Origin of the sequence: Sulfitobacter sp. S223 (genome assembly GCF_025143825.1) — a bacterium.
In the GTDB taxonomy this organism is placed as follows: domain Bacteria; phylum Pseudomonadota; class Alphaproteobacteria; order Rhodobacterales; family Rhodobacteraceae; genus Sulfitobacter.
The window spans coordinates 3,699,601-3,724,819 of the sequence record NZ_CP083560.1 but is presented as its reverse complement, the minus strand read 5'-3'; the positions used below and the strand labels follow the sequence as shown (position 1 = coordinate 3,724,819).

29 protein-coding genes and 1 riboswitch are annotated in these 25,219 nt (G+C 56.9%); of the genes, 20 read left to right on the top strand and 9 right to left on the bottom strand.

Annotated features, from left to right (window positions below):
* The first annotated feature begins 41 nt into the window (after positions 1 to 41).
* Together pncB and K3757_RS17755 are read left to right on the top strand one after the other, a co-directional pair.
* Positions 42 to 1,334, top strand: coding sequence for a nicotinate phosphoribosyltransferase (pncB, locus tag K3757_RS17760; protein ID WP_259997773.1), 1,293 nt, complete (start codon positions 42 to 44; stop codon positions 1,332 to 1,334).
* The gene (locus K3757_RS17755) at positions 1,331 to 2,245 is read left to right on the top strand and encodes an aminotransferase class IV (protein WP_259997771.1); all 915 of its coding nucleotides are present in this window, start codon (positions 1,331 to 1,333) and stop codon (positions 2,243 to 2,245) included. The genes pncB and K3757_RS17755 overlap by 4 nt, the downstream gene beginning before the upstream one ends.
* 13 nt (positions 2,246 to 2,258) lie before the next feature.
* Here K3757_RS17755 and K3757_RS17750 read toward each other — a convergent pair whose 3' ends face one another.
* Genes K3757_RS17750 through K3757_RS17735 form a run of 4 tightly spaced genes read right to left on the bottom strand, consistent with a single transcriptional unit; the run spans position 2,259 to position 5,681 of the window.
* On the bottom strand, positions 2,259 to 3,095 hold the full coding sequence (locus K3757_RS17750; RefSeq protein WP_259997769.1) for a metal ABC transporter permease: 837 nt from the start codon (positions 3,093 to 3,095) through the stop codon (positions 2,259 to 2,261).
* Positions 3,092 to 3,943 carry a metal ABC transporter permease gene (locus tag K3757_RS17745; RefSeq protein WP_259997766.1) on the bottom strand — a complete coding sequence of 284 codons (852 nt, stop codon included), beginning with the start codon at positions 3,941 to 3,943 and terminating at the stop codon, positions 3,092 to 3,094. Before K3757_RS17745 ends, K3757_RS17750 begins: the two co-directional genes overlap by 4 nt.
* Positions 3,943 to 4,791: a manganese/iron ABC transporter ATP-binding protein gene (locus K3757_RS17740; protein ID WP_259997763.1), complete on the bottom strand. Its 849-nt coding sequence runs from the start codon at positions 4,789 to 4,791 to the stop codon at positions 3,943 to 3,945. The genes K3757_RS17745 and K3757_RS17740 overlap by 1 nt, the downstream gene beginning before the upstream one ends.
* A complete protein-coding gene (locus tag K3757_RS17735; protein WP_259997761.1) occupies positions 4,788 to 5,681 on the bottom strand; it encodes a metal ABC transporter substrate-binding protein in 894 nt (297 codons plus the stop codon). Before K3757_RS17735 ends, K3757_RS17740 begins: the two co-directional genes overlap by 4 nt.
* A gap of 122 nt (positions 5,682 to 5,803) precedes the next feature.
* Between K3757_RS17735 and K3757_RS17730 the strand changes: the two genes are divergently transcribed.
* On the top strand, positions 5,804 to 6,229 hold the full coding sequence (locus K3757_RS17730) for a Fur family transcriptional regulator (protein ID WP_259997760.1): 426 nt from the start codon (positions 5,804 to 5,806) through the stop codon (positions 6,227 to 6,229).
* Positions 6,230 to 6,231: 2 nt separating this feature from the next.
* Here the strand turns inward: K3757_RS17730 and K3757_RS17725 are convergent, their stop codons facing one another.
* Complete coding sequence (locus K3757_RS17725) at positions 6,232 to 7,173, bottom strand: DMT family transporter (RefSeq protein ID WP_259997758.1); 942 nt, start codon at positions 7,171 to 7,173, stop codon at positions 6,232 to 6,234.
* Positions 7,174 to 7,218: 45 nt separating this feature from the next.
* Positions 7,219 to 7,429, top strand: a riboswitch (cobalamin riboswitch).
* A 35-nt stretch (positions 7,430 to 7,464) separates the two neighbouring features.
* On the opposite strand from K3757_RS17725, the gene K3757_RS17720 reads away from it, so the two are divergent.
* From K3757_RS17720 to cobJ, 10 genes are read left to right on the top strand one after another with little or no spacing between them, the layout of a single operon-like run.
* Positions 7,465 to 7,635, top strand: coding sequence for a CbtB domain-containing protein (locus K3757_RS17720; protein WP_259997756.1), 171 nt, complete (start codon positions 7,465 to 7,467; stop codon positions 7,633 to 7,635).
* Between the two features lie 3 nt (positions 7,636 to 7,638).
* Positions 7,639 to 8,316, top strand: a complete 678-nt coding sequence (locus K3757_RS17715; RefSeq protein WP_259997753.1) for a CbtA family protein — start codon at positions 7,639 to 7,641, stop codon at positions 8,314 to 8,316.
* A gap of 11 nt (positions 8,317 to 8,327) precedes the next feature.
* Entirely contained in the window at positions 8,328 to 8,810 is a 483-nt protein-coding gene (locus tag K3757_RS17710) for a hypothetical protein (RefSeq protein ID WP_259997751.1), read from the top strand.
* Positions 8,811 to 8,866: 56 nt separating this feature from the next.
* On the top strand, positions 8,867 to 9,241 hold the full coding sequence (locus K3757_RS17705) for a DUF1636 domain-containing protein (protein WP_259997749.1): 375 nt from the start codon (positions 8,867 to 8,869) through the stop codon (positions 9,239 to 9,241).
* Positions 9,238 to 10,272: a cobalamin biosynthesis protein CobW gene (gene cobW / locus K3757_RS17700; protein WP_259997747.1), complete on the top strand. Its 1,035-nt coding sequence runs from the start codon at positions 9,238 to 9,240 to the stop codon at positions 10,270 to 10,272. Before K3757_RS17705 ends, cobW begins: the two co-directional genes overlap by 4 nt.
* A gap of 3 nt (positions 10,273 to 10,275) precedes the next feature.
* Positions 10,276 to 13,518 carry a cobaltochelatase subunit CobN gene (gene cobN / locus K3757_RS17695; protein ID WP_259997744.1) on the top strand — a complete coding sequence of 1,081 codons (3,243 nt, stop codon included), beginning with the start codon at positions 10,276 to 10,278 and terminating at the stop codon, positions 13,516 to 13,518.
* Entirely contained in the window at positions 13,515 to 14,654 is a 1,140-nt protein-coding gene (cobG, locus tag K3757_RS17690; protein WP_259997742.1) for a precorrin-3B synthase, read from the top strand. The genes cobN and cobG overlap by 4 nt, the downstream gene beginning before the upstream one ends.
* A 1-nt stretch (position 14,655) precedes the next feature.
* Positions 14,656 to 15,285: a precorrin-8X methylmutase gene (locus K3757_RS17685; RefSeq protein ID WP_259997740.1), complete on the top strand. Its 630-nt coding sequence runs from the start codon at positions 14,656 to 14,658 to the stop codon at positions 15,283 to 15,285.
* Positions 15,286 to 15,287: 2 nt separating this feature from the next.
* Entirely contained in the window at positions 15,288 to 16,019 is a 732-nt protein-coding gene (gene cobI, locus K3757_RS17680) for a precorrin-2 C(20)-methyltransferase (protein ID WP_259997738.1), read from the top strand.
* Complete coding sequence (gene cobJ / locus K3757_RS17675; RefSeq protein ID WP_259997736.1) at positions 16,016 to 16,750, top strand: precorrin-3B C(17)-methyltransferase; 735 nt, start codon at positions 16,016 to 16,018, stop codon at positions 16,748 to 16,750. Before cobI ends, cobJ begins: the two co-directional genes overlap by 4 nt.
* On the opposite strand, the gene K3757_RS17670 is transcribed toward cobJ, so the two are convergent.
* The gene (locus K3757_RS17670) at positions 16,726 to 17,472 is read right to left on the bottom strand and encodes a cobalt-precorrin-6A reductase (protein WP_259997734.1); all 747 of its coding nucleotides are present in this window, start codon (positions 17,470 to 17,472) and stop codon (positions 16,726 to 16,728) included. The two genes, cobJ and K3757_RS17670, sit on opposite strands and share 25 nt — an antisense overlap.
* Position 17,473: 1 nt before the next feature.
* Between K3757_RS17670 and cbiE the strand changes: the two genes are divergently transcribed.
* Genes cbiE through cobF form a run of 7 tightly spaced genes read left to right on the top strand, consistent with a single transcriptional unit; the run spans position 17,474 to position 22,903 of the window.
* Positions 17,474 to 18,655, top strand: coding sequence for a precorrin-6y C5,15-methyltransferase (decarboxylating) subunit CbiE (gene cbiE / locus K3757_RS17665; RefSeq protein WP_259997732.1), 1,182 nt, complete (start codon positions 17,474 to 17,476; stop codon positions 18,653 to 18,655).
* Positions 18,637 to 19,035 (top strand): cobalamin biosynthesis protein, encoded by a 399-nt coding sequence (locus tag K3757_RS17660; protein ID WP_311201746.1) that lies wholly within the window; start codon positions 18,637 to 18,639, stop codon positions 19,033 to 19,035. The genes cbiE and K3757_RS17660 overlap by 19 nt, the downstream gene beginning before the upstream one ends.
* Positions 19,032 to 19,814: a precorrin-4 C(11)-methyltransferase gene (gene cobM / locus K3757_RS17655; RefSeq protein WP_259997727.1), complete on the top strand. Its 783-nt coding sequence runs from the start codon at positions 19,032 to 19,034 to the stop codon at positions 19,812 to 19,814. The genes K3757_RS17660 and cobM overlap by 4 nt, the downstream gene beginning before the upstream one ends.
* Positions 19,811 to 21,136 carry a cobyrinate a,c-diamide synthase gene (locus K3757_RS17650; protein ID WP_259997725.1) on the top strand — a complete coding sequence of 442 codons (1,326 nt, stop codon included), beginning with the start codon at positions 19,811 to 19,813 and terminating at the stop codon, positions 21,134 to 21,136. The genes cobM and K3757_RS17650 overlap by 4 nt, the downstream gene beginning before the upstream one ends.
* Positions 21,133 to 21,858: a uroporphyrinogen-III C-methyltransferase gene (gene cobA, locus K3757_RS17645; protein WP_259997723.1), complete on the top strand. Its 726-nt coding sequence runs from the start codon at positions 21,133 to 21,135 to the stop codon at positions 21,856 to 21,858. Before K3757_RS17650 ends, cobA begins: the two co-directional genes overlap by 4 nt.
* On the top strand, positions 21,855 to 22,160 hold the full coding sequence (locus tag K3757_RS17640) for a DUF1636 domain-containing protein (RefSeq protein ID WP_259997721.1): 306 nt from the start codon (positions 21,855 to 21,857) through the stop codon (positions 22,158 to 22,160). Before cobA ends, K3757_RS17640 begins: the two co-directional genes overlap by 4 nt.
* Positions 22,157 to 22,903, top strand: coding sequence for a precorrin-6A synthase (deacetylating) (gene cobF / locus K3757_RS17635; protein ID WP_259997720.1), 747 nt, complete (start codon positions 22,157 to 22,159; stop codon positions 22,901 to 22,903). The genes K3757_RS17640 and cobF overlap by 4 nt, the downstream gene beginning before the upstream one ends.
* 29 nt (positions 22,904 to 22,932) lie before the next feature.
* On the opposite strand, the gene arfB is transcribed toward cobF, so the two are convergent.
* The 3 genes from arfB to K3757_RS17620 all read right to left on the bottom strand — a co-directional run bounded on the left by arfB (position 22,933) and on the right by K3757_RS17620 (position 25,174).
* Positions 22,933 to 23,352, bottom strand: coding sequence for an alternative ribosome rescue aminoacyl-tRNA hydrolase ArfB (gene arfB, locus K3757_RS17630; protein WP_259997718.1), 420 nt, complete (start codon positions 23,350 to 23,352; stop codon positions 22,933 to 22,935).
* A gap of 325 nt (positions 23,353 to 23,677) precedes the next feature.
* Positions 23,678 to 24,295: a queuosine precursor transporter gene (locus K3757_RS17625; protein ID WP_259997716.1), complete on the bottom strand. Its 618-nt coding sequence runs from the start codon at positions 24,293 to 24,295 to the stop codon at positions 23,678 to 23,680.
* A gap of 93 nt (positions 24,296 to 24,388) precedes the next feature.
* Positions 24,389 to 25,174 (bottom strand): esterase-like activity of phytase family protein, encoded by a 786-nt coding sequence (locus tag K3757_RS17620; RefSeq protein WP_259997714.1) that lies wholly within the window; start codon positions 25,172 to 25,174, stop codon positions 24,389 to 24,391.
* Positions 25,175 to 25,219 lie beyond the last annotated feature (45 nt).

Sequence of the window (25,219 nt, the reverse complement as noted above, 5' to 3'; positions counted from 1 at the left end):
CGCATGGGCCACAAAACACCTGCCCAACGGAGCCTTTACCCATGGTTGATATCGCCACACGCGTCTGGAACCACAAATGGAAGATCGACCCCATCGTGCGGTCGCTCATCGATACGGACTTTTACAAGCTCCTGATGTGCCAATCGATTTTCCGGAATAAACCTGATACGCAGGTGACGTTCAGCCTGATCAACCGCTCCAAGCATATTCCGCTGGCCAAGCTGATTGACGAAGGCGAACTGCGAGAGCAGTTGGATCACATCCGGACACTGAGTTTAAGCCGCGGCGAATCCACATGGCTGCGCGGTAATACATTTTACGGCAAGCGGCAGATGTTCCGCTCTGACTTTATGGAATGGTTCGAAAACCTGCGGCTGCCACCTTACCATCTTGAACGCAAAGGCGATCAGTACGAGCTGACGTTCGAGGGTAAATGGCACGAAGTCATGCTGTGGGAAATTCCAGCGTTGGCGGTGTTGATGGAGCTGCGCGGGCGTGCGGTTCTGAACGGGATGGAAAAATTCGAACTTCAGGTGCTGTATGCTCAGGCGATGACACGGGTCTGGGAAAAGGTCGAGGCACTGCGCGATGTACCGGATCTGTCTATCGCGGACTTTGGCACACGTCGTCGGCACAGCTTTCTTTGGCAGGACTGGTGCGTTCAGGCCATGAACGAAGGGCTGGGCAGCAAATTCACAGGCACCTCTAATTGCAAAATTGCCATGAAACGAGAGCTGGAAGCCATCGGGACCAACGCCCACGAACTGCCGATGGTCTATGCGGCCCTTGCCGAAGATGACGAAGCCCTGTTTCAGGCGCCTTACAAGGTTCTTGAGGACTGGCATGATGAACACGAAGGTAACCTGCGGATAATTCTGCCGGACACTTACGGCTCTCAGGGGTTTCTGGATAATGCACCGGATTGGCTCGCGGGTTGGACCGGTATCCGTATCGACAGCGGTGATCCCGCCACTGCGGCGCAACAGGCTATCGACTGGTGGAAATCCCGTGGCGAGGATCCGCGCAGTAAGCGCGTCATTTTCAGTGATGGTCTGGACGTCGCAAAGATCAAAGAACTCCACGCACAATTCGCGGGTAAAACCGCAATTTCCTTTGGTTGGGGCACCTTGCTAACCAATGATTTCCGTGGGCTGGTGCCTGACGATGCGCTCGCGCCTTTCAGCCTTGTCTGCAAGGCCGTCAGTGCCAATGGAAACCCCACCGTGAAGCTATCGGACAACCCAAACAAAGCGATGGGCCCAGCTGACGAGATTGAGCGCTACAAGCGGGTGTTTGGTGTTGGTCAGCAGGATGCGCAAAAGGTGGTGGTATGACCACGACTCATGAGGCCGACGAAGACGCGCGTAATCAGGATATCCTGATCTACGTGAACGGGGAGCTGAAGCCGCGCGCAGAGGCTACCGTGTCAGTCTATGACAGCGGGTTTTTATTAGGAGATGGCATGTGGGAAGGCATGCGGCTCTATGATGGTGTGTGGGCGTTCTTTGAAGAGCACATGGATCGGTTTTTCAACTCCTGCAAAGCGGTATCGTTGGATGTCGGCATGGACAAAGCGGGAATTGCGGAGGCGCTGCGTCAAACTGCAGAGGCCAACGGCATGGTCACAGATGTGCATTGTCGCTTGATGTTGACACGCGGTGTGAAAGTGAAGCCGTTCCAGCATCCGTCCCTGTCGCGGTCCGGCCCGACTTTGGTGATCATCATGGAGCATTCCAAACCGGTAGAAACGCTTAGCACCCGCGGTATCCGTCTTGCGACTGTGCCACAGGTGCGGGGGTTGCCGATGTCACAGGACGCCAAATACAACAGTCACTCAAAGCTCAATTGCGTGATCGCCTGCTTGCAGGCTGAGCAGGCAGGCGCTGACGAGGCGTTGATGCTGGACCCGCATGGATTTGTGAACACCACTAACGCATGCAACTTCTTTATCGTGCGGCGTGGCGAGGTTTGGACATCAACCGGTGACTACTGCATGAACGGCGTTACGCGGCAGAAAGTCATCGATCTATGCCGCGCCGACGGCATTCCCGTATTCGAGAAAAACTATTCTCTGTACGAGGCGTACGGTGCGGATGAGGCGTTCTTGACCGGAACTTTCGGCGCGCAAACGCTAGTGTCAGAGATTGATGGCAAGACCATCGGCGATGGTACCCAACCCGTGACCGAACGCATCCGCAAACTCTATAAGCAAGCGATTGCTTCGGACACTGGCGCAGCGCTTTAAGTGCAGTGTTCGCTCAGGCCTGTCGCTCTGAGGCACGGCGGGTCATGATGTTTGAACGGACAAAGGCGGCAATGAACACCAGCGTCAGGATCAGGATGATTGTCGGCGCCGGTGCGCTATCAATGTAGAAACTGGCATATACACCCAGCACAGATGACAGCATGGTCACAGCCACTGCAATTGGCAGCATCCGCGAGAATTGCTGGGTCAGCAAAAATGCAATCGCACCGGGGGCAATCAAAAGGCCGATCGACAGGATAATCCCGACAGCAGATAGCGTAGCTACGATGGTCAGGGAAATCATGGCCAGCAAGCCGTAGTGCAACCAGCCTACACGCAGACCAACGGCTTGAGCTTGCACCGGATCAAACGCATGCAGCATTAGATCGCGCCGCTTTGCGATGATCATAATCGCCACGAACAGCGCAATCAGCCCCGCCGTCCAAAGATCGGTAGCCCCCACGCCCAACATGTTGCCGAAAAGAATATGATCCAGATGCACGTCGGTCGTTACTTTTGTGTACATCACGATGCCAAACCCGAACATTCCAGAGAAAACGATCCCCATAACCGTGTCTTGTTTGACCCTGCTGTTCTCGGACAGAAATCCGGTTGCCAGCGCGCAAAACATCCCTGCGCAGAACGCTCCGACGATCAATGGAATGCCCAGCAAATAGGCCCCGACCACACCAGGTAGAACCGCGTGGCTGATGGCGTCGCCCATCAATGACCACCCTTTGAGAACGAGGTAGCAAGACAGCAAGCTTGTCGGGACTGCGATCATGATCATGATCAGGAATGCGTTTTGCATGAAGGCAAATTGGAACGGCTGCAAAAGTGTATCAATCATGTCCGCAGCGCCTCCGCCGCTTTGCGCCGCGCAGCGAGATAGCCGTGCTTGGGCGCGAAGATGAAAGCCGTAAGGAAGATGAGTGTTTGAAGGGTCACGATGATACCTCCGGTCGCGCCATCCACAAAGAAGCTCAGGTAAGCGCCAAGAAATGACGTGCCTGCACCGATAAACACGCTCACGATCAACAGTCGCGGGAAGCGGTCGGTCAGCAGATAGGCCGTTGCCCCCGGTGTCACGACCATCGCAATCACCAGAAAAGCACCCACGGTTTGCAGAGCTGCAACGCAGGAGGCTGACAGCAACGTAAAGAAGACAACCTTCAAAAGGTCCGGCTTCAACCCAATGGAACGCGCATGGTTTTCATCAAAGAAGGTGACCATAAAGTCTTTCCACTTTGCCAACAATACTGCCAGCGTGACAAAGCCGATCAGCGCCAGTTGCAACGTGTCCGAGGGGGTGATGGCAAGGATGTTACCCATCGTAATGGTCTGGACGGAAACGGATGTGGGTGAGAGTGAAACCATAAACAGGCCCAACCCGAAAAAGGACGTAAAGATCAGCCCGATGATCGTATCTTCTTTGAGCCCTGAACGCTGGTTGAGAAACAGCATCGCACCGGCCGCCAGCCCACCGGCAGCAAAAGCACCCAAAGCAAACGGCAAGCCCAGCATATATGCGCCTGCCACGCCGGGCACGATGGAATGGCTCAGCGCGTCTCCGATAAGCGACCATCCCTTGAGCATCAGGTAGGCCGACAAGAAAGCGCAAACGCCGCCGACCAGTGCGCTTACCCACATGGCGTTGAACATATACCCGTAACTAAACGGGAGGAGCAGCGTCTCCATCAGCCCACGTCCTCCTTGGAGGCTTCTTCGCCATAGACAATGAAGGGGCGTTCGTCATCCGTGATCACCCTGATCGAGCGCGCATCATCGTCGTCATGTAGGTCTGAGCCGCCCAGCACAAAGTGACGCAGCACACCGCCAAAGGCGAGTTCGAGATTGTCGTGGGTGAAAGTTTCTTCGGTAGTTCCATAGGCAAGGACGGTTTCTTTCACCAGAACGGTCCTGTCACAGAACTCTGGCACAGAGCCAAGGTTGTGGGTGGAGACGAGCATGACCCGGCCTTCGTCCCGCATCTCACGCAAAAGGTCGATAATCTGGTCTTCTGTCTGAACATCAACGCCGGTAAACGGCTCATCCAACAGGATGACCTTGCCCTCTTGCGCCAGTGCGCGCGCTAGAAACACCCGCTTGCGTTGACCGCCGGACAATTCGCCAATCTGGCGATGGCGATACTCGGTCATGTTTACGCGTTTCAACGCATCCGTTACGGCTGCATGATCGGCGGCCTTGGGGCTCCGGAAGAATCCCATATGACCGTAGCGACCCATCATCACAACGTCCTCAACCAGAACCGGAAAAGACCAGTCGACCTCTTCCGATTGAGGAACGTAGGCAACGATGTTCTTCTTAAGCGCTTCTTTGACTGGCATGCCCAAGACCGTGATTTCGCCCTTTGCTACCGGGACAAAACCCATAATTGCCTTGAATAGGGTCGATTTTCCGGCGCCATTCACACCTACCAGCGCTGTAATCGTGCCTTGCGGTATCTCGAAACTGGCGTTGCGCAGGGCAGTGTGGCCGTTGCGGTAGGTGACGGTCACATCGTTTGCAGAGATACCGGTGCTCATTCTGTCAGACCTTTTACAATCGTCTCCGAGGTGACGCGCAGCAAATCCAGATAACTGGGCACCAGCCCGTCTTCTTCGGTCAGGCTATCTACATAAAGCATGCCGCCATACTTTGCCTCAGTCTCGCGTGCGACCTGCTGTGCCGGAGCCTGATCAACGGTCGATTCGCAGAATACGGCGGGGATGTTATTCTGACGCACGGTGTCGATGACCCGGCGCACCTGTTGAGGTGTGCCTTGTTGATCGGCGTTCATTGGCCAAAGATAAATCTCTTTCATGCCGAAGTCGCGGATCAGATAGCTAAATGCACCTTCACAGGTGGCTAGCCAGCGCTGGTCCTCTGGCACCGCCAGAACAGCGTCGCGCAACGGTGCAATTGTCTCGGTGATCCGTGCTTTGTAGGCTTCCGCATTTGCGGTGTAGGCGTCGGCATTGGCGGGGTCGTGCAGCACAAAGGCATCGCGAATGTTGTCCACATAGATCAGCGCATTGGTCAAACCCATCCACGCGTGCGGGTTGGGCTTTCCATCATATGTCCCTGACGAGATGCTGATGGGATCAATCCCTGCACTTACTGTTGCAGAGGGCACATCACGCAGGTTGGACAGGAACTGTTCAAACCACAGCTCAAGGTTCAGGCCGTTCCACAAGATGAGGTCCGCGTCCTGCGCACGAATGATATCGCGTGGCGTCGGCGAGTAGCCGTGGATTTCTGCGCCCGGCTTGGTGATGCTCTCTACCACCGCGACATCCCCGGCCACATTGCGCGCCATGTCGGCAATGACAGTGAAGGTAGTGACGGCTTTGAATTTTTCCTGCGCAATGGCTGCAGAGCCGGGCAACAAGAGAGCGCCCACAATTGCGAGTGTTTTGAGTGATTGTGCAAACATAGAGTCGGATTCATCCTATGATATCGCTTTTTAGAATGGTTATGAGAACCATTCACAACTGTAAATAAGAATGATAACGATTCTCAAAGATAACTTGTGCTTGAGAATATAGGGCGTAAATCATGAGCGGCGAGAGCGACACGACCGAAAAAATGACAGCCGCACTGCGCAAAGCGGGCATTCGCGTGACCCGCCAACGTGTCGCGCTTCTGGGCGTGCTTGCAGAGGCAGACGATCATCCGGACGCAGTTGAACTCCACGAGCGTGCAAAGCTGATTGAGCCTTCTGTATCGCTTGCCACGGTATACCGCACGCTGTCCGTTCTGGAAGAAGGCGGTGTGGTGCATCGCCACGCATTTAAGGGCGGTGGCGCCCGGTTCGAGACGACACACGAAGAGCATCATGACCATATCCTTGATGTGGATACTGGCGAAGTAATCGAGTTCCAGTCAGACAAAATCGAACAGCTTCAGGACCAGATCGCGCGCGAACTTGGCTACGAAGTGGTGCATCATCGGCTTGAGTTATATTGCCGTAAGATACGCTAACGTTATCGACGCTGCTTGAGTTGCCGTTCACGCCAGACAATCAGCAGGCCGCTCATTAGGACCAAAAGCGCGCCGGGGTACAATTCGCTCCATGGTGCTTCGTCGAAGAATAGCCAGCCGAGCGCAAACGCCAGCGGGATGCCAAAGTATTGAAAGGGTGCCAGGTTGCTTTGCTCTGTCATCCGGTAGGCCATGATCAGAAGCAAGACGGCTGAGCCACCGAACCCACCCATCGCAACGATCAGGCCCATGTCGCTTGCTTGCTGAATGGGGGTGAAACCACCTGTGAACAACGCCAACAGGAACGCCCCGAAAAGGGCCGCTGTGCTTGAATAGAGGTTAATCAATGGCGTCGGTACTTCAGGGTCCATCATGCGGGCTGTTACTCCGACCAAAGCGTACCCCATCGCGGCACCCAACGGCAGCAATGCCGCCGGAGAAAACGTGTCAGCGCCGGGCCGAACGATCCAGATCACACCGGCAAAGCCGATTAGTACCGCGCTCCACCTGATTTTGCCTACGTTCTCCCCCAGAATGACGGCTGCAAGAGCCACGGCAAACAGTGAATTGGCGTAGGTAATCGTTGATGCGGTCGCGAATGTCAGAATGCCAAGCGACAAATAGAAAGAAAACTGCGCGAACGTCAGGATAGCGCCGCGTGCCAATGCCATCCGCCATTGCCGCATCTTAAGGGTGCGGCCGCGCGCGTGCCAGTCGCGGGAACTCATCAACACAATCAACGATGGAATCAGTCCAAATACGTTCCGCCATGCCGACAGCTCCGCTGCGCTGTAGCGCGGCGACAAATGCTTGATGATAAGGCCCATGCCGTCAAAAAGGGTAAGTGCGCAGAGCAGTAAAATGATTGCGGGAAGGGTGCGATCGGTCTTCATCGGGCGATGATGTGTCGGGAACGGAACAATGACCAGAAAGGAAACGCTCAAACTGCTGAACTCCCATGAATTGTCTTGCACCTGTCGGCGGAATCCGCGTAACTGAAAATGCTTGGTGTCCTTTTGGGGACCGAAAAAGGGAATTTAGTAGGGCTGCATGGTTTGCCATGTTCCGATCTGAAGCCGCCCCCGCGACTGTAAGCGGTGAGCTTTTGTCAAAACGCCACTTGCCCCCAAAAGGGCTGGGAAGGCAGACAGGGGCCACGACCCGCGAGCCAGGAGACCTGCCGGGCAAGGTGAAATCAACATGTCGTCGGGTGTGACGACGAGGAGAAGACGAAGATGAAAACCGAAGTTAAAGCAGTCGTAGCCAGCCGTACCGCAACCCTTCCAGCCCTTTTTGCTCTGGTACTTGGTGCAGCCATCATCACGATGACAGGCCACCTTCAGGCAAGCACGCTGCATGACGCCGCACACGATGTGCGTCACGCCACTGGCTTTCCCTGCCACTAAGCCATGCTTTCTAAATTGCTGACCAGCGCGTTGTTCGCTGGTGCTGCTGCGGGTCTGATTGCCGGCCTGCTGCAGCTTTTGTTTGTTCAGCCGGTGCTATTGCATGCCGAGCTGTATGAAAGCGGCGAGCTTGTTCACTTCGGATCTATAGCGAGTTCGGCTCATCCTGACCTGCCCGGTTTTGATGCTGTTCGGGATCTGTTGAGCATTGTGTTCAGCATGCTTACCTACACCGGGTATGCGATGATGCTGGTAGCGTTGATGTTAATCGCAGAAGAACGCGGTGCGCATGTCACGGCCCGCACGGGTATAATCTGGGGTATTGCTGGCTTTGTTGCCGCGCATTTTGCGCCTGGTTTTTCCCTTGCGCCCGAATTGCCCGGCTCTGCCGCTGCAGATATTGGCGCACGGCAGGTTTGGTGGTTCGCAACAGTGATCAGCGCGGGTATCGCTATGTGGTTGCTCGCCTTCGGTCGAAATTGGGCGATGTTGGGAAGCGCAGTTATTCTGCTGGCCGCGCCTCATGTGATCGGTGCGCCAATGCCGGATACTCTCACAGGGCCTGTTCCGACAGAGATCGCCAGCCAGTTCACTTCCCGTGCCTACGGGATAGGCATGGTTGCTTGGGTCATGTTGGGCTGTTTCGCAGCCTATTTTCTGGATAAAGAGCAGAGACGTTAGGTAGGGCCGAGATGCGAACATTTATTCTTTTCATCATTGGCATGACTTTTGGCGCAGCAGGCGGTTTTCTTGTGGCTGCTGGAAACGGCATCACTTTTGACGGGCATGACCACGCTGATCCCGCTCATCATGGGGCCGGAATGGATCATGCAACGATGCATGACACTCTGATCGAGGTCGATCCCGCGAATGTGCCAGAGGTGGAGATCACGGTCATGAAGGACCCGATGTCCGGCTATAATCTGCATGTGATGACCGATCGCTTTGCCTTTACGCCTGATGCGGCCAGCAAGGCCCATGTGATTGGCGAAGGCCATGCGCATGTCTACGCAAATGGTGTGAAACTGGCACGCCTCTATGGGTCGTGGATGCACTTGGATAAGCTACCTAAAGGTGAAGTGGAAATCACTGTCTCCCTTAACAGCAATGATCACCATCCCTATGCTAATAACGGTACGCCGATTGAAGCAAAGCAAATGATCACAGTTGACTAATACGGCTGCGCTGCCTGCGCCGCCTCTAACTGAAACCCGTATTAAAGGAGCGGACAATGACAGCTACACTTTACGTCTGCACCACCTGCAAAGTCGGCGAAGTGCACGAAGATGACAGCCAGCGACCCGGTGCACAGCTTTATCGCGCATTAGAAGCCCGAGGCGCGCCAAAAGACGTGAAAATTGTTGGGGTCGAATGCCTTTCCGCCTGTAAGACTGGCGCGGCCATCGCCCTTTCACAGCCCGGTAAATGGACATATGTTTATGGCCATATGACCGTAGACGACGCGCCCGATATCCTAGCCGGTGCCGCGGCATATGCCGCCACACCGGATGGCCTTGTGCCATGGCGCGAACGTCCCGTAATCTTCCGCAAACAAAGTGTTGCGCGGATTCCTGCATTTACCCTTCCACTGGAGGCTGCCGAATGAGCGACCTGTCGAAAATTCCTGTTACCGTCATCACCGGCTTCCTTGGCTCTGGTAAAACCACGCTGATTCGTCACCTGATCAGCAACACAAAGGGCCGTCGCCTTGCCGTTCTGGTGAACGAATTCGGAACAGTTGGCGTGGACGGAGATATCCTGCGGTCTTGCGCGATCCCCGATTGCCCCGCCGAGAACATTGTAGAGCTGGCGAATGGCTGCATTTGCTGCACAGTCGCTGATGATTTCATCCCTACAATTGAAGCGCTGATGGCGATGCCCGTCCGTCCGGATCACATTTTGATTGAAACATCGGGTCTGGCGCTTCCTAAGCCTTTGCTCAAAGCATTTGACTGGCCAGCCATTAGATCAAAGATTACCGTCGACGGCGTGATCGCATTGGCGGATGCCGAAGCGGTCGCCGCAGGCACATTTGCATCCGATGTCCATGCCGTGGACGCACAGCGCAAAGCCGATGAAAGCCTTGATCACGACACGCCTCTCTCTGAAGTTTTCGAAGATCAAATTAGCTGTGCCGACATCATCCTGCTTTCCAAAGCAGATCTTGCCGGTGCCGAAGGTCTGGCAAAAGCCCGCGCCGTGATCGAAGCCGAAAGCCACCGCAAAATCCCGATGCTGGAAATGACAGAGGGCGTTATCGACCCCAACGTCGTTCTGGGCCTGAACGCCCAAGCCGAAGACGATCTGGCGGCACGCCCGTCGCATCACGATGGGCACGAGGATCATGAGCACGACGATTTTGATACCATCGTCGTACCAATGCCAGAAATCGAAGATGCCGCCACATTGGTAGCCGCCATCGAGAAGCTGGCAAATGAACAGCACATCTTGCGCGTCAAAGGCTATGTCGCCGTCAAAGGCAAACCCATGCGTCTGCTGGTGCAGGCTGTGGGTGCACGCGTGCGTCACCAGTTTGATCGGCCTTGGGGCAGTGATCCGCGCAATGGCGCGCTGGTTGTGATCGCCGAACATGACCACGTGGATCCTGCGGCGATCCAGGCTGTATTGGGCGCATAGACCATGCATGTCGTCTTCCGCGAAAGTCATGGGCTGGAGGATACCGAAACCCCCTTCGATCCCGGGCAAACGCCCGCAGATCTGGTGGTGCTTTCTTTTTCTGACAGTGACCTTGGTGCTTTCGCGGCAGGCTGGCACCGTGCAGGCGGACATGAGGGAAAACTGCCCTCGCTTCGTTTGTGCAATCTCACGGCTTTGCGGCATCCTGCTTCGGTCGACAACTATGTGGAACAGACCCTAACAGGCGCAAAGGGCATCCTGATCCGTCTCATCGGCGGCGAAAACTATTGGCCCTATGGCATCATGCAGGTTCAGGATTTCGCCCGCCGCCACGACATCGCTTTGGCCGTTTTGCCAGCTGATGGGCGCGAAGATCCTGCCCTTGATGCTCACTCAACCTTGCCGGTCTCAACGCTGCGCCGACTGCAACATCTTTGTGATGCAGGTGGCGCTGTGGCTGCGCAGGCGGCTCTTGCCCAGCTTGCTTTGGCTGCGGGGCTTTATGCTGGTCCGGTTCTGGGCGCAAAAACGGTGCCAGATTGCGGGTTTTATGACCCTGACAAAGGGGTTTTGCCCTTTGTAGACACGATTGGCGACACCATTGCTGTTACATTCTACCGCAGCTATCTGACTGCCGCTGATACAGCACCGGTTGATGCCCTGATCCGCAGCCTGCGTGCGCGCGGATTAAACGCTATTGGCCTTTTTGCGCCCTCGCTTAAATCCCCTATCGCCCGTGATTTTCTGCCCTCAGCGTTGGCCCAACTTGACCCTCTTGCCATCATCAACGCCACGGCCTTTTCAGGACGCGGAGCTGACGGCACCTCGCCTCTAGATGCGCAGGGATGTCCGGTGTTTCAGGTCGCTCTTTCGACCGCGCGGAAAAAGGATTGGGCGAATTCAGAACGGGGCCTCTCCCCTGCTGATTTAGCGATGCATGTCGTTTTGCCTGAGGTTGATGGCCGAATATTCACCGGCGTGGTCAGCTTTAAAGCACCTGAGAAAAAAGACCCTGATCTGCAGTATTCCCGCTTTTCGCACCGCGCCCATCCAACGCGGATCGAAGCGGCGGTGGACCGGATTAGTGGATGGCTGAAGTTAAGTAAAACAGAGCCTAGTCAACGGAAAATTGCGCTTGTTCTGTCGACCTACCCAGGTCGCGAGGATCAGATCGCCCATGCTGTGGGTCTTGATGCGCTTGCCAGTGCCGAAGATCTTTTGATGACGCTGGCAACGGAAGGCTACTCGGTTATTCCGGCGATCGGTTTTGGCAAATCACTGACGCAAAATCATATCGCTTGGCCGGTCGCTGACTACATCGCGGCGCTTGATGATCTGCCAGTGGCCATGCGAGAAGATCTCCAAACCGCGTGGGGCGCGCCCGACACCGATCCGTTGTTCAAAGACGGGGCCTTTCATTTCCCCGCGCAAATCTGCGGTAACGCCCTTGTTGCGCTTCAGCCAGAGCGGGGCGCCATCGCTGCCCGCGACACGGACTATCACGATCTTGCCCGCGTCCCGCGCCATTCCTATGTCGCGTTCTATCTTTGGCTGCGTGCTATGGGGCATCATGCGTTGGTACATATGGGTGCCCATGGCACGCTGGAATGGCTACCGGGAAAAGCGGTCGCACTATCTGATGAATGTTGGCCCGAAGTCCTAACGGGCGATTTGCCCGTGATTTATCCCTTCATCGTTAACGATCCGGGTGAGGCGGCACAGGCCAAACGACGTATTGGTGCCGTGACGCTTGGCCATGTGCCGCCGCCTATGAAAGACAGCGAAACACCCGATGCGTTGCTGAGGTTGGAACGGTTGCTGGATGAGTATTCCACTGCCGATGGGCTTGATCCCGCGCGCCGCGACCGGCTTGTCAGCACCATTCGGGAAGAGGCGCAAGCAGCAGGGGTCGAACAGGATCTTGGTTTGCTTGAAGATGCGTCAGAGGCAGAAGCGATGACGCGCATTGACCGGTTTGTGTGCGATATCAAAGAAAGCAAGTATGGCGATGGCCTTCATGTCTTTGGTGCGGCAGAAGGTGAGAACGACGGGTTGCTTACCGCGTTGAATGGTCGGCGCGTGCCTTCCGGTCCGTCTGGTTCCCCGTATCGTGGACGGTCCGATGTGCTGCCTACGGGGCGCAATCTGTATTCTGTGGATCCCCGCGCAGTGCCTTCCCGCGTGGCCCATGCGCAAGGGGTCAAGCTTGCTGAAGAGCTGCTGCGCCGCCACCTGCAAGACAATGGCGATTGGCCACGCGGGCTTGTGATTGATCTATGGGGCTCAGCCACCATGCGAACCGCCGGCGAAGAAGTCGCGATGGCGATGCACCTTGCGGGGCTTGCACCAAAATGGGATGAGGGATCGGATCGTATCTCAGGCTTTGAAGTCTTGCCGCTCACGATACTTGACCGTCCCCGCACTGATGTCACCCTGCGCATATCGGGCCTGTTCCGCGATATCTTTCCCGGCCTTGCTGGATTGTTCGAGGCTGGAACCGCGGCGCTTTCTGCCCGTGAAGAAGCGGAGGACATGAACCCTTACAAACAGAAAGCGCCCCGTGTTTTTGGCCCTAAACCGGGCCTTTATGGCATGAATATGGAAAGCGCATTGCAGGACTATTCGCCTGAGGGTCGTTCGGCGGCGGGTGAGGCGTGGCTGAAGGGCTCCGAATGGGCGTTGGATGCCAAGGGTGACGCCTATCAGAACAGAAAGGGCCTTGAAGAAAGGCTGCGCGCGGCAGACGGGTTCGCCCACGTTCAGGACCTGACCGAGACGGACGTTCTATTATCTTCTGACTATGCCACACATGAGGGCGGGTTTGCCGCTGCGATGGCGCATTTGGGTGCGCCTGAACCGGCTCTCTATCATGTTGATAGTACGCGAATGGGCACGCCTCGCGCCCGAACGATGCCAGAAGAGATCGCTCGCGTGGTCCGCGCCCGTGCTGCCAACCCCGATTGGGCAAATGGTATGATGCGACACGGATTTCGCGGAGGCGCAGAAATCGCGGCAACGCTCGACAATCTTGCCGCTTTCGCCCATTTGACACGTAATGTTCCGGCGCATCTGTTCGACCTCTACTATGATGCTACGTTAGGGCGCGATGATCTTGTTGATTTTCTAAAGGCCGAGAACCCAAAGGCTCTGGACGAAATGCGCAATCGTTTCGCCGCGTTGCGTGATGCGGGTTTGTGGGTCACGCGGCGTAATTCAATTTCTGCAGCGATGGAGGCAGCGGAATGAGCGGCCAAGAAACCACCGGCCACGAAGTTAAAGGATGGTGCCCTGGTGCCTTGCGACCGATGATGTCGGGCGACGGTCTGGTGGTGCGTGTGCGCCCCTTTGGCGGCCGCCTGCGGCGCGCGCAAGCGGATGGCATTGCATCGTTGGCAGCAGCCCACGGTAATGGATTCCTTGATGTCTCCAGCCGCGGCAATATCCAGATCCGCGGCGTGACGCAGGAAAAGCATGCTGCACTGATCGAAGGTCTGCGTGCGATGGGCCTTATTGACGCTACGCCGGAAATCGAAAGCCGCCGCAATATACTTGTTGCTCCTTTTTGGCAGCCGGGCGACGAAACTGAATTGATCACCGCCGAGCTGACCGAAAGATTGGCCGCGCCAACTGCGCCAGCCATTCCGGGCAAGTTCGGCTTTGCCGTTGATTGTGGGCGGTCTCCTGTTCTTCAGGCCGCTTCTGCGGACATTCGGTTGGAGCTGGACGCTGGCGGCGGCCTTATTCTGGTGGCAGACGGGATGAATACCGGCAGGCCCGTAACGCAGGAAAACGCGGCCCAAGAGGCCTTGTCGCTAGCGCATTGGTTCGTAGACCATGCCGGCGAAATGACCCGTATGAAGGCGCTTGTCGCGCAAGGTATCACGCCGGAAGGTGCCTTTGTTCCGCGACAGCAAGGCACTTACACCCCCGCACCCGGCTATACGCCGAACGGTGCGATCGTGGGGCTGGCTTTTGGTCAGTTGCGCGTAGAAACACTCTCTACGCTGGCGAAACATGGCGGTCTGCGTCTAACGCCGTGGCGCCTCATTCTTGTCGAAAGCGCGCGCCAATTGCCCAAGATCAACGGGGTCATCACCGATCCTGCTGATCCGCTTTTGCGGATTACTGCCTGTACCGGTGCGCCACGCTGTACACAGGCTTTGGGTAAGACCCGTAGCATTGGCAAAGCGCTTGCGCCTCATCTTGGGGACATCGCGATGCTTCACATCTCGGGTTGTACAAAAGGTTGCGCCCATCCACGCCCTGCACCACTCACTCTGACCGCACAGGCGGAAGGATTTGCCCTAATTAGAGACGGAAAGGCTGGAGATGAACCCACCTTGTCCCGTCTCTCCTCCGATGATCTGAAAGACCACCTGTAATATGCCTCACACATACATCACCGATGGCGCCGAAATCTATCGGCAGTCATTTGCGACCATCCGCGCTGAAGCCGCTCTTGGCCGGTTCACCCCCGAGGAAGAGATCGTCGCAGTGCGCATGATCCACGCCGCAGGCATGGTTGGTCTGGAAGAACATGTTCATTTCACGCCGGATATGGCAATCACCGCGCGTGAGGCGCTGGAGGCTGGCGCGCCGATCCTCTGTGACGCCTATATGGTTAGCGAAGGCATTACCCGTAAACGACTGCCATGCGAAAACGAGGTGATTTGTACACTCCGTGATCCTCGGGTCCCTGCGATGGCACAGGAGATGGCCAACACCCGCTCCGCCGCTGCACTTGAGTTGTGGCGCCCGCATCTGGAGGGCGCGATCGTGGCCATTGGGAATGCACCGACCGCGTTGTTCCATTTGCTAAACATGCTTGAGGACCCTGATTGCCCCCGTCCCGCCGCCATCATCGGCTGTCCGGTTGGGTTCATTGGCGCAGCTGAAAGTAAAGACGCGCTAATGGCAGCACCACCAGTGGCGTCAATGATCGTCAAAGGACGGCTTGGCGGCTCTGCGATTACGGTTGCTGCTATAAACGCGCTTGCCAGCAGGGTGGAGTAAACATGGGAAGAGTTATTTGCGCGGGCCTCGGGCCCGGCGATCCGGACTTGATGAGTGTCAAATCCGACCGCACCATTCGCAACGCGCAACATGTGGCGTATTTCCGCAAAAAGGGCCGTCCGGGACAGGCGCGTACCATCGTGCAAGGCATGTTGCGTGAGGACGTGACTGAATACCCGATGGAGTATCCTGTCACGACAGAACTGCATTTTGGCTCGGACGGGTACAAACAGTTGATGGTAGACTTCTACGCAGAGTGGGCGGACAAGCTTGAGGCTTTGACCGAGCAGCACGACGTTGTTGTTCTATGCGAAGGGGATCCGTTTTTCTACGGCTCCTTCATGCATTTGCACACCCGCCTTCAAGGACGCGCAGAAGTCGAGGTTCTTCCCGCCATTCCTGGCATGGTGGGCTGCTGGAACAGCCTTGATATGCCATTCACTTGGGGGGATGACGTGCTGAGCGTGCTCATGGGCACGCTGCCGCAGCAAGATCTGATCGATCATATGAAGCGATCAGATGCGCTGGTCATCATGAAAACAGGCCGAAACCTACCACGCGTGCGGGCCGCCCTCGCAGCGACTGGCCGTCTGGACGATGCTTGGTTGGTCGAAAAAGGCACAATGCCGCAGCAGCGCGTTGCGAAGTTGGCCGATGTTCCTGAGGGGGATTGCCCCTACTTCGCAATCGTTCTGGTTCATGGACAGGGTCGACGCCCTGAAGCCGAAGAATGAGCGGTTGGGTCTCCATCGTTGGTCTTGGACCTGGTCGAGAGACGTTGGTAACACCGGAAGTCCGCCAAATAATCTCGCAGGCGACCGACGTGATCGGCTATATCCCATACGTCAAACGTATTGCGCCCCGCGATGGGCTGACGCTGCACGCCACAGATAACCGGGTTGAGATTGACCGCGCGACGCATGCGCTGACCCTTGCTCAACAAGGCAGTCGCGTGGTTGTGGTCTCCTCCGGTGATCCGGGCGTGTTTGCAATGGCCTCTGCCGTTTTTGAGGCGCTAGAAGCCCAGCCGCAATTTGAAGGCGTGGAGATTACCGTTCAGCCGGGTATCACTGCCATGCTTGCGGCGGCAGCAGCAGCAGGGGCGCCCTTGGGGCATGATTTTTGCGCTATCAATCTTAGTGATAATCTCAAACCTTGGAGCGTGATCGAACATCGTTTGCGCATGGCATCACGTGCCGATTTTGCGATGGCTTTCTATAATCCCCGGTCGAAATCCCGCCCGCATCAGTTCGGTGAAGCATTGGAAATATTGCGAGAGGAATGCGGCCCGGACCGTCTCATTACTTTTGCCCGCAATGTCACCCACGATGACCAGCGTCTAAATACCGTCACGCTTGGTGAGGCGACTGAGGATATGGCCGACATGCGTACTGTTGTGCTGGTAGGAAATTCGGCAACCCGACGGGTAGGCCCCTATGTCTATACGCCACGTTCAGCATCATGATTAAGCCATGCCAAAACAGTCTCTATATTGGCGGTTTCGGCTATATCCGGCCGCAGTGGCCGATCAATCATGACCACCTGCAATCCAAGGGCGCGCGCGGCGTCAATCTTTGCCACCGCGCCGCTTCCACCGGCATTCTTGGCGATGACATGGGTGATGCGATGTTCTTGCATCAACGCAATATCTTCGGCCACGTTGAAAGGGCCTCGCGCAACGGTGACATGGTGGTCGGGCAAGGTAATCTGGGTTTGCGGGGCGTCAACGAGCCGCAACAGGTAGTGGTGTTCGGGGCGCGCCGCGAACAGGTCCACATGCATCCTGCCAATCGCCAGAAAGACGCGGCACGGATCCGCGGGCAAAGCATCACGGGCACCCGTTATATCAGGCACATGAATCCACTTATCATCCGCCTGCGCGCGCCATGCAGGTCGCGCCAGACGCAGCAGCGGCGTGCCATGTGTGCTACATGCGCGATAGGCGTTTTGCCCCATCGTGTTTGCAAACGGATGCGTAGCGTCAACAACGTGGCTGATCCGTTCGTTCTTCAGGTAGGTCGCCAGACCATCTGCCCCGCCAAAACCGCCTATTCGCACGTCAACGGGCTGCGCTATCGGCGCGTTTGTGCGGCCGGCATAAGAAAAAACAGTCTCTATTCTGGCGGAATGAAGAGCCTGCGCCAACTGGCTGGCCTCTGTGGTCCCGCCCAGCAGAAGGACGCGCATGATGGGTGATCCCTGGCTCAGCATTATTGGTTTGAACGAAGATAGCCTTGACGGCCTGTCACCTGCAAGCCGCGCAGCGCTCGACTCTGCAGATATTGTATTTGGTGGACCACGACATCTGGACCTTGCCAAAGTCGGCCAACGCGGACGTGCTTGGCCGGTGCCATTTTCAACAGGCCCGGTTCTTGCCCTGCGTGGTCAACGGGTCGCTGTGCTCGCCTCTGGCGATCCGTTCTGGCACGGTGCAGGTGGTAGCCTTGTCCGTGATATGGACCGCCGCGAATGGCGCGCATTTCCCGCTCCTTCGACTTTCACTCTGGCTGCATCGGTTCTGGGCTGGCGGATGGAGGACATCACATGTCACGGACTTCACGCGGCCCCGCTTGCCCGACTACGCGGTGTCATGTCACCGTTGGGCCGGATGATCTGTCTGATGCGGGACAAAGACGCGCCCGCTGAATTGGCCGATTGGCTATGCACGCAAGGTGCGGGTAAGGCTACGCTTACGGTCATGGAGCGGTTGGGTGGGCCACATGAACGCCTGCGCGACGTGACGGCTGATGCTTTTGATCTTACTGACATTGCCGCACCCGTTGCTGTGGCGGTTACCTTGCCTGCCAATGTGGGGCTTCCAAAAGCGTCCGGTCTGCCCGATGACTGCTTTGCGCACGACGGGCAGATCACGAAACAACCAGTCCGTGCTTTGACCCTCAGCGCGCTTGCTCCGCGCAAAGATGCTCTCTTGTGGGACATTGGGGCGGGGTCTGGTTCAATTTCGGTAGAATGGTGTTTGGCTGGTGGGCAAGCGATCTCTTTTGAACAGCACCCAGCGCGTATCGCCAATATCACGCGTAATATCGCCGACTTTGGTCTTTTACATAAGATGACGGCCGTGGAAGGGATTGCTGCGGATCAGATACCCAACCAACCTTTACCTGATGTCGTCTTCATTGGGGGCGGTGCCAGAAAGCCCTTGTTAGAGACACTTTATGGTCTTTTGCCCTCGGGCACCCGCCTTGTTGTAAACGGCGTTACACTTGAAACAGAAGCGCTGCTGGCCCAAGCGCATGCGGATAAGGGCGGTACCCTAATGCGGTTTGAGGTCGCCCAAGCAACACCTCTAGGCCCCATGCGCGGCTGGACCGCATCGCGCCCTATCGTGCAGTGGAGTGTAACGCTGTGAGGGTTGCTGGAATTGGGTTTCGAAGCGGTGCTGCAATGGCGTCATTACAGGATGCATTGCTGCGCGCGATTGAGGCTTCAGGCGGCGCACCTGTGCAAGCTTTGGCAACCGAGAGCGCAAAATCTCGTGCTCCGGTGTTTCGCGAACTTGCACAAGCCATGGGCCTGCCCGGTCTTGGAGTACGAACTGAAGATATGGCGCAAATGATGACAACGACACAGTCGCAGCGGATTATTGATACTTTCGGTACGGGAAGCTTGTGCGAAGCAGCTGCTTTGGTGACCTCGGGTCCCCAAGCGCACTTGGTTGCGGTGCGGGTCGTCTCGGGCGATGGTATGGCAACAGCGGCGATTGCCGATGACGTAAAGGAAAACGAGTGACCGTACATTTCATAGGTGCTGGCCCCGGTGCCGCTGACCTGATTACCCTGCGCGGGCGCGATCTGATCGCGGCCTGTCCCGTATGCCTATACGCGGGATCACTGGTGCCGGAGGGTATTCTGGATCACTGCCCAGAGGGCGCGCATATCGTGAACACTGCGCGCCTGTCGCTTGATGAAATCATGGAAGAAATCAGCGCTGCCCATGAACGTGGTCAGGATGTTGCGCGTATCCACTCAGGCGACTTGTCGATCTGGTCTGCAATGGGTGAACAACTGCGCCGACTGCGCGCGTTGGATATCCCTTACGATGTGACGCCTGGTGTGCCCAGCTTTGCCGCCGCAGCGGCCACTCTGGCCGCTGAGCTTACTTTGCCAGGGGTTGTGCAGTCAGTCGTGCTTACGCGTACCTCCGGTCGTGCCACTGCCATGCCAGAAGGTGAGACGCTTGCAAACTTTGCCGCTACGGGCGCCACGTTGGCCATCCATCTTTCTGTGCATGTACTCGATCGTGTGGTTGAGGAGCTGACCCCCCACTATGGGCCTGACTGCCCGGTCGCTGTGGTCTGGCGCGCAAGTTGGCCGGATGAGCGCGTCGTGCGCGCAACGCTCGCTACCCTCAAAACCGAGGTCGGAGAAGAGATGGCGCGCACCGCGTTGATCCTTGTTGGTCATGCGTTGGGCTCAGAGGATTTCGGTGAAAGTAGGCTCTATGCGGGCGATTATGACCGCCGCTTTCGCCCCGTCGGCACTGAACCCCGTTTTCCGGAGGCCGAATGATACCCCCCGGTCTGATGATTTCAGCCCCTGCTTCCGGCACGGGCAAGACAACGCTGATGCTGGGTTTGCTTGCCGCCTTCCGCGCGAAGGGGGTAGAGGTGCAGCCGTTCAAGAGCGGTCCGGATTACATTGATCCTGCGTTCCACACTGCCGCCTCGGGCCGTGCCTCTTACAACATTGACAGCTGGTCGATGGAGGCCGCGCGCATCGACGGGTTGGTGGGGAATGCGCAAGGCGCTGACCTTATCCTTGCTGAAGGCTCAATGGGGCTGTTTGACGGGGTTGCCATACAGGGCGCTTCCGGTAACGGCGCCAGCGCGGATATTGCCGCGAATATGGGTTGGCCTGTCGTGCTGGTGCTGGACGTGTCCGGTGCTGCCCAATCGGTCGCTGCAACGGCGCTTGGTTTTAAGATGATGCGCCCTGATGTCACGCTTGCGGGTGTTGTGCTGAACCGCGTGGCATCTCCGCGTCATGAGGCGCTTGTGCGTGTCGGCATGGAGCAGGCGGGCATCAAGGTCCTCGGCGTGCTTCCGCGCCGATCCGAGGTGACGCTACCTGAACGGCATTTAGGTCTTGTCCAAGCGGGTGAGCAGGAAAATCTTGCCGAAGTTCTTGCCGATGCAGCCTCCTTTGTGGCCGAACATGTGGATATGGACGCCCTTCGCGCCGCAGCAGAAGGCGCGCGTGCGAATATTGCCCCAGCCCTAAAGATAACGCCGCCGGGTCAGCGTATTGCGTTGGCCCAAGACAATGCTTTCGCCTTCGTCTATCCCCACCTGCTCGCCGGTTGGCGCGCGGCTGGCGCAGAGGTAATACCGTTTTCACCATTGCGGGATGAGGCACCCGATAGCAGCGCTGATATTTGCTGGCTGCCAGGGGGCTACCCTGAACTCCATGCTGGGACCCTCGCCGCTGCAGAGACCTTCCGCAGTGGGATGCGTACTTTCGCGGAAACCAACCCCGTGCATGGTGAGTGTGGTGGCTACATGGCTTTGGGCGCAGGTCTGGTTGATAAGGAAGGTAACCGTCACGAAATGCTCGGTCTGCTTGGATTAGAGACCTCTTTCGCTAAGCGTAAGTTCCACCTGGGCTATCGCCGTGCGACCTTGAACGCGGCAATTCCCGGTGCCGGATCGGGTGCGCAACTGCGCGGCCATGAATTCCATTACGCAACAATACTACAGGAACCGGATACGCCTTTGGCGAAAATCACAGACAGCAATGGTCTGACTGTGCCTGAGACAGGCACCTATCGCCGGACGGCGGGCGGCGGTCAGGTTTCAGGCACATTCTTCCATCTGATCGCGGAGGGCGCATGACCGGCTTTGTTTCCTTTGTCTCTTCCGGTCCCGGTGATCCGGAACTGCTGACCGTTCGTGCGGTTAAACGTCTTGAGTCTGCGGATGTGGTGCTGTTTGACGATCTCTCGTCTGGCCCAATCCTGAGCCATGCACGCGCTGACGCTGACCTGATTGGCGTGGGCAAAAGGGCGGGTCGGCCTTCGCCAAAACAGGATCACGTGAGCCGTGTGCTTGTTGAATACGCACAGGCGGGCCTTCAGGTGGTGCGGCTTAAGTCCGGGGACAGTGGTATGTTCGGACGGCTGGAAGAGGAAATCACCGCCTTACGTGGCGCCAGTATCCCATTCGAAATTGTCCCGGGTGTGACCAGCGCCTCCGCTGCTGCTGCCACCGCCGGCATTCCGCTTACCCGCAGGCTGACGGCGCGGAGGGTCCAGTTCATCACCGGCGCCGATGTTACCGGAGATTTGCCGCCAGATGTCAACATGGCCGCGTTGGCTGATCCCTTGGCCACGACGGTGGTCTACATGGGCAAGAAAACCTTCGCAGGATTGGTGGCACGTCTGATCGAACACGGACTGCCCGCAAACACGCCGGCGATGCTTGCCGAAGCGGTCTCGACCCCTGCCGAGCGTCTTGAACGCTTTACGATCGCGACATTGGCCAAGCATCTGGAAGAAACAAAAACCAGCACGCCTGCGTTGATCTTCTATGGCCCGCTTGCGGAGCCAGAGGAATGAACTGCTACATCTGCACCACTTGCACAGCGCAAAGCGCAGATTTTGTCCGAGAGGCCCGTGCCGCGCTCCCACATCTGACAATCTCGTCGGTTGAATGCATGTCGGGCTGCACCCGTGCGCAAACAGTGGCGTTTCGTGCGCAAGGCAAGGTGGCCTACCTCTTTGGGGAAATAACAGCAGCAGATTTCCCCGCGTTAGAGACGTTTTCAAGGCTGTATGAGGCCTCTGATAACGGGACGTTCACGGATGCGCGTGTGCTAGGTGATCTACGCACCAAAGCCATTGCACGGATACCAGCATGAGCCTGCAACTGACCCTTATAGGCATTGGTACCGGCAACCCCGAACACCTGACACTGCAAGCCATTCGCGCGATGAATGCGCAGGACGTCATCCTGATCCCGCGTAAAGGCACGGGAAAAGACGACCTTGCCCAACTGCGGCTTGATATGTGCGATGAGCTTGTCACCAACCACACAACTCGTATCGTCGAATTTGAGCTTCCGGTCCGTAATGAAGCGACGCCGGATTACCGCCAGCGGGTGGATGACTGGCACGACGCCATCGCAACCGTCTGGCAGGATGCGATCGATTCACATGGCAGCGCGAAAAAAGTTGCGCTTCTGGTCTGGGGCGATCCTTCGCTTTATGACAGCACTTTGCGGATCGCAGCGCGGATAAAGCCAGCGCCACAGATTACGGTGATCCCCGGCATTACATCTCTACAGGCGTTAACGGCTGCCCATGCGACGGTTCTGAATGAAATAGGCGCGCCCTTTATCGTCACGACAGGTCGCCGTCTACGCGAAGAGGGCTGGCCAACGGGCGTCGATACGGTTGCGGTTATGCTTGATGCGGGCAGTGCCTTTGAGGCGATATCACCCGACGGTGTCTACATTTGGTGGGGGGCATATGTTGGTATGAAAGAGCAGATTGTTATCGAAGGCCCCCTGTCGGAGGTTGCTGAGCAGATTACGCAAACCCGTGCCCGTGCACGCACGGATCATGGCTGGATTATGGACATCTACCTGCTTAGAAAATTGTGATTTTGCATAGAGGTGCGAACAAATCGGCCTCAATCCGGATCCACTTTACCGCGCATGGCCTTCACCTCACCACGCACTTTTTTCGCTTTCAGGCGCCGCTTTTTCGACCCTAACGTGGGCCGTGTGGCTATCCTGCGCTTCGGCGGGGTCAGTGCTTTTTCAATCAGCTCTTTCAGCCGCGCACGGACAATTTCGCGGTTGCGCGCCTGACTGCGGGTTTCATCACATTGCAGAACTATCGCCCCTTCAGAGGTCCAGCGGCGACCGGCCAGTCGTCTCAGACGGTTTTTCACCGGCAAAGGAAGAGAGGGCGATGTGGCCGCTTCAAAGCGCAATTCCACGGCAGAAGATACCTTGTTCACGTTCTGGCCGCCGGGACCTGACGCACGCATGAAGCTCTCGGTTAGCTCCCAGTCCTGAATGTTTATGGCGTCTGTAATATGCAGCATGATCCTGATCATAGCGCGGATATGGATGAGGTGAAGGGGGGGCTGGTCCAAGATGCGAAATGGGCCGCCCTTATTCAGAGCGGCCCAATCGAATTGTATAGGAGGCGGGATCGGTTAGACCTTAGCCCACTTCGGATTTCAGTTTGTCAGGGACTGCCCTAACAAGTGACCTCCAAAGCTGTTCCGACACCTCGCTCCAGTACCTTTCTTGACACTAGATCACCTCCTTTACATTTTGTTGAACCTGTCATGAGCGTCCCACAGGTTTCAGAATTCGCAAAGCTTTTTCTTGAGGCGGTTTGAACTTTTTCTGCTGGGTGCTTGTTCAGCGAGCACCCAGGCGGGCGGTAATCATCCGGAACGGTATCAATGCGATCAATGCCAAAGACAACTTTACAGCCCAATCCGCGACGGCAAGGGAAACCCAAAGCGGCGCTTCTGGACCGAAGCCCAACATCGGGATAACTTCGGACGCCCAAGAAACGTCTGTTGCTGGATGGACGAAGGACAACGCGCCAGAGAAGGCGACAGAAAAGAAGATGATCGTATCAACAGAGCTGCCTACAAGAGTTGAGACAAGCGGCGCTTTCCACCAGCGTCCGTCGCGGAGGGCTGCAAAGATGCCCACGTCCAGCAGTTGCGCGATAAGGAAAGCCAGACCAGACCCGATAGCAATGCGCACAGTCACCAACGGGCCAAACTCACCCATGATCTGCGTCCCGATGAGCGAACAGACGATACCCACTACAAAGCCTGCCAGCACGACGCGACGGGCTGCGGCGGTACCGTAAACGCGGTTCATCACATCGGTAACAAGGAAGGCGAGGGGGTAGGTGAACGCGCCCCACGTGAGCCAGTTGCCATAAAGAAATTGTACGAGAATATTGGAGGCGACCACGATGGCGGCCATGGCAAGAATGCCGGGAAGATGGGTGCGTGTCATAATTAGAACCGTTTTTTGCAAGGGTGCGGCGACTTGACCTGCGGGGATCGCAGACAGACGGCTCATTAGGTGGCTTTGCGCTCTTTCGCAACCCTATTCAGTTACGCGGTACTCGACGATCTGGGTCCGCAATATCCGTAGAAAGTTGTCGTCGGAGATCATCGTTACATACATTTGACCGCTTGCGTCCTGCCAGACGCTGATCCCTTCAAGGTTATCATATTGCGTATGTACTGTGGTCAAAAGCGTGTGTTCCCGAGGCGCACGCGGGTCTAACACAAACAAACGGACACGGCTGCGGAATCCCAGTGGTGAGACAGACCGCTCTAACAGCCAGAGCCGTCCATTGGCATCAAAATCTGCCCCCACAGGCACGAAAGAGCCGCGTTGCGGAATGCGGGCGCTGACCCGCCATTGCCCGTCCGAGTATGCGTACAATGGAAATGGTGCACGATCCGTAGGCGGGGTTTCGGTGATCGCATAGAGCGTCCCATCAGGCCCAACGGCTAGGGCTTCAACGCCGCCATTCGGTTCCATCGCGTTCTGAAATGGAAGGGCGATGCGATTTGATGTTCGCCCGTTCGAGAGATCAACTTGCATGATCCTGTGCTCGTGCTCGAACGAGATGAAGGCATCGCCGTTGTCTGCAATGGCGAGCCCCTCGGCATCGCTTGCCTTCTTTTCTAAAGGCCCCCCGACAGAGCGGCCAAGCGCGGTAACGTTTTGCACGCCAACGCCAGTGATAAGGCCGTTTGCCCGCTGCAAGCGTGCCGTAGCAAATTGCCCGCGATCGTTAATGACGGTCATTTGCCCGCCTTGGGCGTCGATCTCTATGCCTGACCAGCCCCCGAACCATGGCGCGTCAAGCTGCCAACGCACAGCCCCGTTTGCATGCAGCGTTGGCTCGGCAAGGACGCTCCCACA